This is a genomic window from Clostridium sp. CTA-7 (assembly GCF_054768095.1).
This window is the reverse complement of the sequence record NZ_BAAAAV010000004.1, coordinates 244,495-258,291: the sequence shown is the minus strand read 5'-3', so window position 1 is coordinate 258,291 and position 13,797 is coordinate 244,495. Positions and strand designations below refer to the sequence as shown.

Annotated in this window: 13 protein-coding genes; 10 read left to right on the top strand and 3 right to left on the bottom strand. The window is 26.2% G+C overall.

Annotated elements, in window-relative coordinates:
• Window positions 1-159: 159 nt before the first annotated feature.
• On the top strand, window positions 160-1,584 hold the full coding sequence (locus tag ACYUEX_RS10010; RefSeq protein ID WP_460287926.1) for a hypothetical protein: 1,425 nt from the start codon (window positions 160-162) through the stop codon (window positions 1,582-1,584).
• A gap of 40 nt (window positions 1,585-1,624) precedes the next feature.
• On the opposite strand, the gene yjeM is transcribed toward ACYUEX_RS10010, so the two are convergent.
• Window positions 1,625-3,127 (bottom strand): glutamate/gamma-aminobutyrate family transporter YjeM, encoded by a 1,503-nt coding sequence (gene yjeM / locus ACYUEX_RS10005; protein WP_460287924.1) that lies wholly within the window; start codon window positions 3,125-3,127, stop codon window positions 1,625-1,627.
• 196 nt (window positions 3,128-3,323) lie between these two features.
• Between yjeM and ACYUEX_RS10000 the strand changes: the two genes are divergently transcribed.
• On the top strand, window positions 3,324-4,226 hold the full coding sequence (locus ACYUEX_RS10000; RefSeq protein WP_460287922.1) for an aldo/keto reductase: 903 nt from the start codon (window positions 3,324-3,326) through the stop codon (window positions 4,224-4,226).
• Window positions 4,227-4,297: 71 nt separating this feature from the next.
• Here the strand turns inward: ACYUEX_RS10000 and ACYUEX_RS09995 are convergent, their stop codons facing one another.
• Window positions 4,298-4,720: a hypothetical protein gene (locus tag ACYUEX_RS09995; RefSeq protein ID WP_460287921.1), complete on the bottom strand. Its 423-nt coding sequence runs from the start codon at window positions 4,718-4,720 to the stop codon at window positions 4,298-4,300.
• A gap of 158 nt (window positions 4,721-4,878) precedes the next feature.
• Here ACYUEX_RS09995 and ACYUEX_RS09990 point away from each other — a divergent pair, with 158 nt between their 5' ends.
• The 3 genes from ACYUEX_RS09990 (at window position 4,879) to ACYUEX_RS09980 (ending at window position 7,315) form a co-directional block, all read left to right on the top strand.
• Complete coding sequence (locus ACYUEX_RS09990) at window positions 4,879-5,217, top strand: hypothetical protein (protein ID WP_460287919.1); 339 nt, start codon at window positions 4,879-4,881, stop codon at window positions 5,215-5,217.
• 168 nt (window positions 5,218-5,385) lie between these two features.
• The gene (locus ACYUEX_RS09985; RefSeq protein WP_460287917.1) at window positions 5,386-5,799 is read left to right on the top strand and encodes a hypothetical protein; all 414 of its coding nucleotides are present in this window, start codon (window positions 5,386-5,388) and stop codon (window positions 5,797-5,799) included.
• 406 nt (window positions 5,800-6,205) lie between these two features.
• The gene (locus tag ACYUEX_RS09980) at window positions 6,206-7,315 is read left to right on the top strand and encodes a M20/M25/M40 family metallo-hydrolase (protein WP_460287915.1); all 1,110 of its coding nucleotides are present in this window, start codon (window positions 6,206-6,208) and stop codon (window positions 7,313-7,315) included.
• A 63-nt stretch (window positions 7,316-7,378) separates the two neighbouring features.
• Here ACYUEX_RS09980 and ACYUEX_RS09975 read toward each other — a convergent pair whose 3' ends face one another.
• Window positions 7,379-7,900, bottom strand: a complete 522-nt coding sequence (locus tag ACYUEX_RS09975) for a J domain-containing protein (RefSeq protein WP_411170406.1) — start codon at window positions 7,898-7,900, stop codon at window positions 7,379-7,381.
• Window positions 7,901-8,062: 162 nt separating this feature from the next.
• Between ACYUEX_RS09975 and ACYUEX_RS09970 the strand changes: the two genes are divergently transcribed.
• From ACYUEX_RS09970 to ACYUEX_RS09950, 5 genes are all read left to right on the top strand, one after another.
• Window positions 8,063-8,938: a radical SAM/SPASM domain-containing protein gene (locus ACYUEX_RS09970; RefSeq protein WP_460287913.1), complete on the top strand. Its 876-nt coding sequence runs from the start codon at window positions 8,063-8,065 to the stop codon at window positions 8,936-8,938.
• A gap of 24 nt (window positions 8,939-8,962) precedes the next feature.
• Window positions 8,963-9,937: an aromatic acid exporter family protein gene (locus ACYUEX_RS09965; protein ID WP_460287911.1), complete on the top strand. Its 975-nt coding sequence runs from the start codon at window positions 8,963-8,965 to the stop codon at window positions 9,935-9,937.
• A gap of 71 nt (window positions 9,938-10,008) precedes the next feature.
• Window positions 10,009-10,791: an ABC transporter ATP-binding protein gene (locus tag ACYUEX_RS09960; RefSeq protein ID WP_460287910.1), complete on the top strand. Its 783-nt coding sequence runs from the start codon at window positions 10,009-10,011 to the stop codon at window positions 10,789-10,791.
• A 3-nt stretch (window positions 10,792-10,794) separates the two neighbouring features.
• The gene (locus tag ACYUEX_RS09955) at window positions 10,795-12,450 is read left to right on the top strand and encodes a hypothetical protein (RefSeq protein WP_460287909.1); all 1,656 of its coding nucleotides are present in this window, start codon (window positions 10,795-10,797) and stop codon (window positions 12,448-12,450) included.
• Between the two features lie 112 nt (window positions 12,451-12,562).
• Window positions 12,563-13,771: a BaiN/RdsA family NAD(P)/FAD-dependent oxidoreductase gene (locus ACYUEX_RS09950; RefSeq protein WP_460287907.1), complete on the top strand. Its 1,209-nt coding sequence runs from the start codon at window positions 12,563-12,565 to the stop codon at window positions 13,769-13,771.
• Window positions 13,772-13,797 lie beyond the last annotated feature (26 nt).

The following is a 13,797-nucleotide window of genomic DNA, read 5'->3' as shown; positions in this document are numbered from 1 at the left end:
ACATGTATTTGATTTAGATACATAATACAACCTGAAGGAAAAAATGTCAAGAAAAATATTAATAAATTCTAAAAATGTATTAATACCTTAAAATGGGATAACCTAAATAAATATAATGCATTTAACATAAGATGCAGTAGAGATAGGAAGGAGAATGTTATGAATATGCTAAATATTTTTAAAAAGTCTTCAAAATGTGAAGAAAAACTAGATGAAGCAATAGAGATATTAAGTGATATATTTAAGGCTATTAGAGAATATAGTGAAGAGGATGATTTACTGGAAAGCTATCATTATTTAAGAAAAGATATTTATAACATAAATCTAGCTAGATTAGAATTAGAAAATTCAATATTAAAGAATTTTTTAAGTGGAAATAGAGATCATGAGGAGTTATGTTATGATCATAAATATAAATTATCAACAGTGAAAAGTGAAATGGAAATATCGATTATAGAAGCTTTATCTGCCATTAACCTATTAATAAGAAATTATAGAAATTTATATGTAAATTGTGATAGGCAAAATAAGAGAAAGTTGATGGAAGGTTATTATAATTGCTTAAGATATTTAAATAAAGCAAAAAAGCTATTATTAGATAAAGATTCTGTAAATAGATATATAGCAGACAGAGAAGGAAAGTTACAAGAAGAAATTGAAGTTAATTTAAGAAATGAGTACAATATTAAGGTTGACAGTAGCATTAATGGGCTAATACTAAAATTAGACAAATGTAATAGTGGGGTATTATCAGATTTATCAGAAATGGTAACTTTAGTTGGGGAAAGAAAAGTAGAAAATGTATCTATAGTTCTGAAGAAGCTTAATAAAAGAGTTGAGTTTGTAGATATAGTAGTAAACATTTTAAAGAATAATAATTCTATAGAAAATACTAGTGATGTTATAGAAAATTTAACTTCAATAGAAAATGAAAATGATGAAATTAAATTCAACATTGGTTTAATAAGATATAACTCTAAAATCATATTAATGGACTTTCAATTAAACAAACCTATAGATGCCGAGAATTTTAAAGAAGCAATAGATAAGGTAAGAAAAAATTGTGAAGGAATAAAAGAAAATATATTTGAAATAAATAAAAAATTAAAAGAAAGTTATCATAAAGATATCCAAGATGATTTTGATATAGAAAGCAGTAGTAGTAAAATTTTTAATTTAGATTTGTATATAAGGTATTATTATTATGATAAAGATGATATAGAAAGAGAATGGGATAACTATGAGGAAATTATAAATGGTATAGAGGAGATGGGAAGTTTTGAGCAAGACGGCTATTCTTTTAAATACACTAAAAATGGAATGATTATAGGAATTAAAACAAAAGAGGATGTTAAGGTAGAGGTACTGGATAACTGTAAAAATATAAAAATTAATGGCAAGAATAAATATTTAAATTTAAATAGAAAATTTGAAGTAGATAAGTTAATAAATCATACAAGAATTACGACAACTATTAATGAACTGGATGATAATATAATGTGTGTTTTTTATATAGATAATTCTAATGGAGATAGCTTTATAAGGGAACTAGAAAAAGTTAAATTATTGCAAGAAAATAAATGATTATAGAATAATGGATGTAAGATAACTTACATCCATTATTCTATTTATTAGCAATTCTCTTTTCGTATAAAGAATATAAAATTAGGGCTATAGCTGCAAATACTATAGGTCCAACAAGTTGAAATATAGTAGAGATGTAGTCTTTTGCTTCTATTGCTGGTTGAAGTATTGTAAATAAATTTGCAATACCAACAGTTAAAGTTACAATAATTGCCGCGGCAGTAGCAAATGAACTTTTTTTGTATATTTCAAAAGGCTTCTCAATTTCCTTCTTCTTTTTAAAGTAAATAAATGCAAAAGATAAAAACATATAGGGAATTGTCATAGCTACATTTGCCATTAAAACTAAGTAATTTAAAAATATACTTGCACTTTTGCCTCCAAAAGATGAAATTAATATTATTGTTACAACTATAATGCATTGTACCCACATTGCATTTGAATGCATATTATTTTTATCTTTTTCACTCCATGATTTAGGCCAGATTCCAGCGGGTGTTCCTTCTATTAGTTGCTTTAATGGAGAATAAGCTAATGTAAAGAATGCGCCTAATAAGGCTAAAAACATTGCAAGTCCAATGTATCTAGCAAACCAAAATCCTAAAGTATCAATTGAAGAAGAGGATAAACCAAAAACTTTTCCAATTTCAATACCTAAATTTTTAATAACTATATATGACACATTTGCCATGTTAACTTCTTTACCGCTCAAAACATTATTCCAATTTATAAAAAAACCTTCAAATAAAATTGCAAGAGAATAGCCTATAGCAATAAATATTGCTGCTATTTTTATTCCTCTTGGAAAAGTAATTTTAGGATTTTCAGTTGAATCTACTAACCCTCCAACAACTTCAAGGCCTCCATAAGCAAATAATGCGAAAACAAGAAATCCAAGTATTCCTAAAGGAGATTGATAAGCTGGGTTAGGAGAGGATAGGAATGCATTAACATCTATAGGCTGAGCTAACTTAAAGTTATTTCCCACTAATACTATTAATCCACCAATTAATAGAACTAAGTTAGCACTAGTTACAAATATACCTCCAACAGAGGCAACTTTAGCAATTCCTTTAAGACCTTTAGAAGATATAAATGTTATTAATATAACGAAGATAGATCCTAATATAGCTAGTGTTCTTGGTGCATTTAATCCAAACAAAGACCAAGTTGAAGTATTATCAGATCCAAAAATTAAATTGGATAAAGGCACCCAAATAGATGATGATACGTTAACCATCCAAATTAAATAAGAACTGTACCACATAAATGTACCAACGAATGCATATTTAGGTCCTATTGATCTATCCATCCAAGTATAAATTCCACCAGTTTCTTTTCTAAAAGCTGCACCATACTCGGCCATCATAAATGCATAAGGTATAAAGAAAAAACATGCTGAAAATAAATACCATGGAATTGCTGAATAGCCCATTAAGTAAAAGGCTCTTGGAATATTATTAAAGCCGTAGACTGATGTAAAAATAATTAATATAAGAGCGGATAAAGTTAATTTTTCATTATCTAATTTTTTATTGCTCACTATTAAACCTCCTTAAAATATTACTTAAATTTATTGTGTACAATATTAAAGCAATATATTAAGGGAATTTTGACCATTATTAATATTTTAATTATTAATAAAGTTTTAAAAAGCTATGATATAATTTAATAGTAAATTATATATGAAAATGTTAAATATATATTTGTGATAAATGAAATTGAAAGGGTGAATATAAGTGGAAAAAGTTAAGTTAAGTGATAATTTAGAAATGTCTAGAATAGTTCATGGACATTGGAGATTAATTGATTGGAAATTAAGTAATGAAGAGCTATTAAAATTAGTTGAAGAAGTTTACGAATTAGGTATAACAACAATAGATCATGCTGATATTTATGGTAATTTTTGCTGTGAAGAAAAATTTGGAGAGGCATTAAATTTAAAAAATGGACTAAGAGAAAAGTTACAAATAGTAACTAAGTGTGGAATTAAGTTTCCTTCAGTAAATAGACCAGAGAATAAATCTCATTGTTATGATACAAGCAAAGAACATATAATAAAGTCAGCTGAAAGATCCTTAAAAAATTTTAAAACAGATTATTTAGATATTTTATTAATTCATAGAGTAGATGCACTATTAAATCCTGAAGAAGTAGCAGAAGCATTTACAAAATTAAAGCGTGAAGGTAAAGTAAGAAACTTTGGTGTATCTAACTTTTTACCAGCACAGTTTAATATGTTAAATTCATATTTAGAGAATACGCTAGTGACTAACCAAATAGAAGTATCTCCTTTAAATTTAGAGCATTTTGAAAATGGAACACTTGATTTAATGCTTGAAAAAAGAGTTAACCCAATGGCTTGGTCACCTTTAGCTGGAGGAAGAATATTTAAGGGGGAAGATGAAGCTTCAGTTAGAGTTAGAAAAGTTTTAAATAAGATAAAAGAGGAAGTCGAAGCGAAGGATATTGATGAAGTTGTATATGCATGGATACTAATGCATCCAAGTAAGATTATGCCAATAGTTGGTTCTGGAAACATAGATAGAATTAAATCAGCTATTAGAGCAACGGAAATAAATCTTACAAGAGACCAATGGTTTGAGATATATGTAGCAGGAAGAGGGATAGATATTCCTTAAGATATAATTAAAACAGGATAGAGATCTATTTATATTAGATTTCTATCCTGCTATTTTAGCATCTAATGATTCTAAGTTCTAAAATCGAATTTATTGTAACATCTTTTACAAGTTACTACTATTTTCCCTTTTTTTCTAGGGAGTCTTAACTTTTGACCACAGCTTGGACATTTTGTTATTTTATAATTTTTCTTTTCATTTATTTTATTTTTTAGAATTGTAAGTGCAAAAGAAAAATATCTTAAATCAATAGGAGGAATATTGCTTGGAATAGTAAATCCAAATTTTGATAAAGGCTTATTTATAAATCTAACAAATGAATTAAGCTCACGTTGTCTTTTATAGATATCCCTAGAAAATGTTCTAAATATAACAATTATAAATATTGCATATCCTATAATTCTTGTATAATGAGATATATTAAGTATAGAACTTAAAAGTAATAACATTAATGATAATAAATCTATTCCATATATACCCTGAAAAAATCTCATGTTAACACCTCTGTAAAATATATTAAATATATTATAATACAAAGAATGACTTTCATCAATTCATATGATAATTATAACAGTTTGTTAACATAGTAGGGTTGTTTTTTACTATTAAATATAGTTAAATATACATGAGCAATAAGTTTTGAGGTGAGAAAATGAAGGATAGAATACCAAAAGATTATATAATTAAAATAACAAAAGCATCAGCTTATTTTATCTTTAGAAATGGGCCTGTTAAAAAGTTATATGATGAAGGAAAGTTAGAAGATAAAGATATTAAAGAAATGCAAAAATATATGCAAAATCATTTAGCATACTTGTTCAATATATTATTAGAAGAAAATGATTTGAAAAAATTTGATTTAATTGTATCCACTATGGACAAGTTTTATATAAGCGATAATGAAGAAATTAATCTGGATGATGATGGATTTGATAATTTCTATAACAATTTATTTAGTGATGTAATGAGTACTATAAAGATAAAAAAGTAAGTTAAGATTAAAGTACATATAAGGTTTATTTAAGCTTTTCCTAATTAGAGCATAAAAAGTATCTAAAAGAATTAAAAAAGCTAAAGGAGTTGATTAAGAAATCAACAAAAAACTTTAAGGTATAACTTTAAAAAAGATGTAAATATTTATTAATAAGGAGGCGAAATTATGTACGTTGCATTTGGAAGAAAAGTAGTTGATACAGAAGAAGTAAAAAATGAAATTGAGAATAATACAGAATTTAAGATTATTAAAGATATGAGTAAGGGAACTAAAAGGGAAGACACAATAGCTTTTAACTTAAGTATAGATATAGATACATTAAATGGAATTATAGAAGATGATTATAGTATAGAAGGTTTAAATGAAGATGAACTTTTTGAAGAATACATAAGTTTATCTGAAGAGTTAGCTACTGATATGGAAGATATTTTACCAGAGGAAGCAATAATGGATATGAAGGCTTATAAATGGGATCCATCAGATAATGATATAAAGCTAGTAATTGCAGTAACTCATGAAGATACTGGCGAAGGAAAGCTAAAAGATGTAATGAGAAGGTTATTAACTCAATTAGAATAAAATAAGAAATCACCATAGTTAAAATATATGGTGATTTTTTATTTTTAAATCAGAGCTTTGATAAAGAATATTATAACTGTTAATACTTATTTTTTCTTTTTTGAGTTTTTTTTTGATGAGTCTTTCTTATCATTCTTTTTATCTTTTGCATTAGCTTTCTTGTTTTGATTTGATTTACCCATAATATTCTCCTAAATAATTATATATTTATTAATATTATTAAGTTCAAGCAATTATACAAGAAATTTAGAGAAAATATAATAAATTATAAATAGAGTTTTATTAAATTAATTATTTATTAAGTTAAGATTTAAGTCTATTAAATATTAAAAACTAAAAAAGCTGTTAACTATCTAATATTTTGGTAAAATATATTATATACTAAATTGTTTTAGGAGGAAGACATATGATAAATAAGGAAAGAGTTCTTGAAAGATTCTTACAGTATATTCAAATTGATTCTGAAAGCTATAATGAAGGTGAATTTGCAAAAAGATTAAAAAGAGATTTAGAAAAATTAGACTTTGAAGTGGAATTTGATAATGCAGGTAAAATAGTAGGTTCAAATACAGGAAATATAATAGCAAGGTTAAAAGGCAATATTGAAGGGGAAACTATAATGCTTTGCGGGCATATGGACACAGTAACACCTGGAAAAGGAATAAAACCAGTAATAAAAGATGGAATAGTTTATTCAGATGGAACAACGATTTTAGGTGGAGATAATAAAGGTGGAGTGGCATCTATTATAGAAGCCTTAACAGCTATAAAGGAAGAAGAAATCCAGCATACAGATATAGAGGTTGTATTTACAATTGCAGAGGAAGCAGGAATATATGGAGCTAAGAATTTAGATTATTCTAAGATAAAATCTAAAAAAGCTTATATTTTTGATTCAAGTGGAGATATTGGAACTATTATAGTAAAGGGGCCAGCTCAAGATAAGCTTTTAGTAAAAATTATAGGAAAGCCAGCTCATGCAGGAGTTTCTCCAGAGTCAGGAATTAGTGCAATACAAATAGCAGCAGAAGCTATTTCTAATATGAAGTTACTTAGAATAAATGAAAATACTACTGCAAATATAGGTAAAATTAGTGGAGGAGTTGCTACTAATATAGTTTGTCCAGAAGTTATTATTGAAGCAGAAACAAGAAGTACAGATATAAATTCTTTAGAAAATCAAACGACTCATATGGTAGAAACATTTAAAAAATATGCTGAAAAATTTGGTGGTAAAGCTGAAATAGAAGTAAATAGAGTATTTGGGCAATTTGTGATAGATGAAAATGATGAAATAGTAAATAAAGCTAAAAGGGCTATGAAAGCTATTGGAATAGAGGGGAAAACAGCATCATCAGGAGGGGGAAGCGATACTAATATACTTAATGGAAATGGTATAAAAGCAGTTAACCTTTCTAGTGGAGAGAGAAAACCACATACATTAGAAGAGCATATGATAATAGATGATCTAGAAAAACTATCAAAATTAATATTAGAATTAGTTAAAAATAAATAATAAAAATAATAAGGGACAGTATATAATCTTATTTACTGTTCCTTATATTATTGCTAATTTTAACTAACACATTCCTCCACTTCCACCACCCATGTTGCCTCCACCACAAGCATTCATATTATTTTGAGGTTGAGGTTGAGTGTTAGTCTTTTTATAATAATTTATTATTTCATTAGCACGAGCTTTTAAAGTGTTTAAAGTCCTGGCATATTCATCATTATTTGGATCAAGTTCATTTGCCGTTACAATATGTTGAACTCCACTGTCGAACCATCCTTTTTTAAAGTAAACAAATCCCTGGAGATAATTCCATTCAGCAGAGTCTTTTAAGTCTAGAAGGTTTAATTTACTTTCAGCTAAAGAAATATTATTATTATCTATAAGATTTCTAATTTCTTTATATATAGCACCGTTTACTAAAACATCATAGGCTATATTAGCTTCGGAAATTACTTCTTCCGCAAGGGGGCGAGAGTTAAAATCTGAATTATTAGGGTTATATTCATCTAATATATTTTTATAAGCTTGCTTAATTTCATCTTTAGAAGAGTCTGGAGTAATCCCTAAAACTTTATATGGATCCAAAATAGTTTCACATCCTTCATAGTTATATACTTATTATAAATATATAGTTATTTAATTAATTATGTTACAATTTAATTTCGTCATAAAATTTAAATATATTTGGAAAGAAGACAAGAATGTGATAAATTAATTTTATAAATATAATCAAAGAGGAGATAACAGATGACAAGATTTAAGAAAATATATATAGAAACAACTAATATTTGTAATCTGAGTTGTAACTTTTGTCCTAAAACTAGCAGAAAATTAGGATTTATGAGCAAAGAAGATTTTAAAAAAATTATGGATAAAGTTAAGGGATACACTAATCATATTTACCTTCATTTAATGGGAGAACCTTTTTTAAATAAAAACTTAAGGGATTTTCTTTTAATTGCAGAAGAAGCTAATTTAAAAGTGAATATAACAACTAATGGAACTTTAATAAATGAGGTAAAGGATATATTAATATCTAGTAAAGCATTAAGACAAGTAAATTTATCATTGCATAGCTTTGAAGCTAATGATAACAATATAGATTTTTATGAGTATATAAATAATGTACTGAATTTTATTAATGAGGCTAATAGAAAAAGTGAAGTTATATGTGCTTTAAGACTTTGGAATATAGATACAGAGGATTTAAAGGCTAATAATGATTTAAATTTAAATATATTAAGATTAATAGAAGAGAAGTTATCTCTTGATTTTAGTTTAAGTGAAGCTTTAATTGAGAAAAAAAGTTTTAAGTTAAAAGAAAGAGTATATTTAAATATGGCAGAGAAATTTAGTTGGCCGGATATTAATCTTTCACTTTTAAGTGAAGAAGTGTTTTGCCATGGACTTAGAGATCAAATGGGTATTTTATTAGATGGAACAGTAGTACCATGCTGTTTAGATAGTGAAGGAAAAATACCATTAGGAAATATATTTACTGAAAGCTTAGAAGATATATTAAAGTCAGAAAGAGCAAGAAATATATATGATGGCTTTTCTAGGAGACGTGCAGTTGAAGACTTATGTAAAAGGTGTGGCTACGCAAAAAGAAAATTTAAATAATTAATATTAAAAGAGAGGGTATAGATGAAATATATTTATAATTTAGCAGTAAAAATGTCTATAGCTGCAACTGTATCATTATTATTAGCAAATTTATTAGATTTACAGTTTGCAGCAGTTGCAGCAGTTATAGCAATTTTAAGTGTACAAGATACTAGAAAAAAGGCATTAATAGTAGGAAAAAATAGATTGATTGCCTGCTTAGTAGCTATTGTATTATCAGTTTTAATATATGGATTTATAGGTCAAAATCCTTTGACTTTTGGATTGTTTCTTTTAATTTTTATACCTTTTACTTCAAATTTTAATATTTCCGAGGGAATGGTTCCTGCTGTAGTATTATCAACTCATTTACTAATAGCAAGTTCAATAAATCAATATTGGATAATAAATGAATTATTGATAATGATAATTGGAATTGGAGTAGCATCAATAGCTAATATTTTTATGCCATCCCTTCATCTTAAATTTAATGAAGATAAGGAGTATATAGAAAAAGGATATAGAATGATTTTATCAAAAATGTCTAAATCATTATTGACTCATACAGTAGATATAGATGAGGAAAATTTAATGAGAGATTTAGAAAAAAGATTAAAAGAAAGTAATGAAAGAGCTTATAAAATAGCAAATAATAATTTTTATAAAATTGATTCCTATTACACTGATTATATAAATATGAGGAAAAATCAATTCGATATTATAAAGAAAATGAGACTGCATTTTGAGCGTTTTTATATGTCTTTTGAACAGACTCACATGATATCTAAGTTTACTAAAAACGTAGCAGATCAAATTAAAGAGACAAATGATTGTAAAGAGCTATTAGAAGAATTAAATATACTAAAAAATGATTTTAAAAAAATGTCTCTTCCAAAAACAAGAGAAGAATTTGAAAATAGGGCACAGCTTCTTCAGTTTTTAAATGATATGGAAGACTTATTAAATATAAAGAGAAACTTTGTATTAAATTATGATTTATCAAATGAAAAAAAGTAATAAAATGATCCTTAGTAAAAATTTTACAAATTATAATTAATAATGTAAAATTATTTAAAGGGGATGATAATATGTGTAATAACAATGTTTTAGAATTAATAAATTTAAAAAAGAGCTTTGGAGATAAAGAAGTCTTAAAGGGAATAAATCTTCAGGTTAATAAAGGAAGCATAATAGGATATATAGGACCAAATGGTGCTGGAAAAAGTACTACTGTAAAATTAATTATGGGATTAGTTACAGGATACACGGGAGAAATAAAAGTTTTTGGTGAAGAAGTTTCTATAGGTGATGGTAGTTATAAAAAGAAAATAGGTTATGTACCAGAGGTTCCTGAAATATATGATAGTTTAACAGGAAGGGAATATCTTACATTTATAGCTCAATTATATGGAATAGACTATAATAAAGCAGATAATAAAGCTAAAGAATTAATGAATATACTTGGAATATTGGATGCTTACGAGAAAAGAATTTCATCTTATTCTAAAGGTATGAAGCAAAAACTTATACTTATATCAAGTCTACTTCATAACCCAGAAATATTATTTTTAGATGAACCATTAAGCGGATTAGATGCCAATAGTGTAATGATTATTAAAGAGATATTAGCTCACCTTGCAAAGGATGGAAAAACTGTATTTTATTCTTCTCACATAATGGAAGTAGTAGAGAAAATAAGCGATAGAATTATTTTAATTAATAATGGTGAAATAATAGCAGATGGTAATTTTGAAGAACTAAAAAATAATTATAAAGAAAGCTCTCTTGAAAGTATATTTAATGAACTTACAGGCTTCCATCAATATAAAGAATTAGCAGAAAACTTTATATCTATAGTTAACGAGGTATAAAGTATGAAAAATTTTAAAGTATTTAAGATATTAGATAGATTAAAATGGATATATGCTAAAACAGGTGTTGACTATGATATGATGAAGCTTATACTTTCTGCTAAGCTTACTATGGATGGAAGAAGAAAGGCAACAGTTTTTAATAATGACGTTAAAAAGAAGAAAAAGGATTCTAATGAGTTTTACAAGTCCTTACTATTATATGCTTTTATTGGGTTATTTTTTGCATCTATAATGATTTTTAAAATAAATATAATGTACCAAATGTCAATGTATTTTGCAGCTATTATGTTTATGATACTTACAATATTTATATCTGATTTTTCTTATGTAATATTAGATGTAAGAGATAAAAATATAATTGCTACAAAAGGGGTCAATAATAAAACTATAAATGCAGCTAAAATCACTCATGTTTGTATATATATAATTTCCTTAACCTTAGCATTAACTGGATTTTCTTTATTAGCAGCTTTTAAATATGGAATAGGATTTTTCTTGATATTTTTATTAGAAATAGTGCTTATAGATGTATTTATGATAATGATAACTGCTTTAGCATACCTTTTAGTTTTAAAGTTTTTTGATGGAGAAAAACTAAAAGATATGATAAATTTTGTGCAAATAGCTTTAAGTGTGTTTATGATAATAGGATATCAAATTGTGCCTAGAATATTCCAATTTGTTGATATAGATAAAGTTGCATATAAAATGAAAGGATGGCATTATTTTATTGCTCCTATGTGGTTTGCAGCTCCATTAGCAATAATAGATGGAGGAGTAGTAGACATACATTTAATAACAATGTCTGTATTAGCTTTAGTTATACCAATAGCATCTATAGCACTTTATATGAAATTAACACCAACCTTTGAAAAGTATTTACAAAAGTTAAATAATAACAGTGAAAAAAAGAGAAAGAAGGACAAGCTTTCCTTAAAGCTTAGTAATTTTATATGTAGAGATAATATAGAAAGAGCTTTTTTTAACTTCTCAATAGGTATAATAGATTCAGAGCGTGAATTTAAGCTTAAGGTATATCCTAGCATGGCTATGGGTGTTTTATTTCCTTTTATATTTATGATGATAGGATTTGAGAGAGTAAGTTTTAGCCATACAAGAGAGCAACTAATGAATTCTAAGTCATTTTTTACTATATATGCTTTTGCTTTAATGATACCTAATATACTTATAATGCTTAGATATTCTGAAAGGTATAATGGAGCATGGATATACAAAGTAGCTCCAATTAATAAGGTATCTTCAATATATAAAGGGGTAATTAAAGGTACAATTTTTAAATTAATTATACCTCCATATATAGTTTTATCAATAATATTTACTATGTTATTTTCTTTTTCTGTAATAAAACATTTAATAGTGGCATTCTTATCTTTAGTGTTAATTATAATATTAAATTTTTCTGTTAGTAGTAAATCATATCCTTTTTCAGAAAAGTTTGAGGGAACTAATAATGGTGATAGTATTATTTCACTTCTATTTTCTTTAGTTTTTATACTTATAGTAATAGTGGGACATTTAGGAGCAACTTTTGCTGGAGCTTGGCTATATATTTATGCAGTAGTATTATTAGGAATAGATATTTTATTATGGAAAAATGTATTTAATGTATCAAAGAAAAAGTTAATAGAGAAATAAAAGGTTTAAAATCACTTAAATTAGAAGTTTAAGTGATTTTATTTTATTTAATTTATTTTTAGTATATAATATAGTTCAAAGATTAAATGAGATTATTTTAAGGAGATAGATTATGGCAAAGGTTATAGTTGTTGGAGCAGGACCTTCTGGTATAATGGCAGCATTATCAGCTTCAAAAAACAATGAGGTTACTTTAATTGAAAGAAATAATGAGATAGGTAAAAAGTTAAAGCTTACTGGTGGTGGAAGATGTAATATAACTAATAATAGAGATATAGAAGAGTTTTTCGATAAAATAGTAACAAATAAGAAATTTTTATATAGTGCATTTTATACTTTTTCAAATACTAATTTACTTGAGTATTTTTCAAATAATAATTTAGAATATAAAGTGGAATATGATCAAAAAGTATTTACAAAAAGCGATAAGGCTGATGAAGTTATAGAAATATTTAAGAGAGATCTTATGAAGAATGATGTAAAAGTTTTATACAATACAAAGGTTAATGATTTAATAGTGGAAGATGAGTCTATTAAAGGAATAGTAACAGAAGAAGGAAAAAGAATATACGCAGATAGTGTTATAGTAACAACAGGAGGAAAAAGTTATCCTACTACAGGGTCTGATGGTAGCATGTATGATATATTACAAAATCACGGGCATACTATAAATCCATTATACCCAGCATTAATTCCTCTCGTTATAAAAGAAGGATTTATTAAGAATCTTCAAGGAATATCAATGAAAGAAGTAATTATAAGTACTACTATAAAAAAGAAAAAAATTCAACGTCAAGGAGATATGATATTTGCCCATTTTGGTATATCAGGTCCTGGAGTTTTAAAGTTTTCCTCTTACATAAATAAAATTTTAAAAGAAAAAGAAGTAGAAATAAAATTAGATTTTTTACCTGAAATATCTAAAGATGAATTATCTAAAATAATTAGATCTAACTCAAATAAAAGTTTATTAAATAATTTAAAAGTCTACTTACCTCAAAATTTTATAAAAGAAATATTAAATATTCTGAATTTAAGTGAAGTTAAAATTGCAGAGTTAAAAAAGGAAGAAGAATTAAAACTAATAGAATATATAAAGGAAATGCCTTTAACTGCAGAAGATACAATTACAATTAAAGCAGCTATGGTTACTAGTGGGGGAGTTAGTGTAAAAGAAATAAATTCCTCTACTATGGAATCAAAGAAAATAAAAAAATTATTTTTTGCTGGAGAAGTTATTGATATAGACGCTGAAACTGGTGGATATAATCTTCAAATGGCTTTTTCAACTGGATATTTAGCAGGAATGCTAGGAGAATAAAAATAAAAAAAGATAATTTGCTAAAT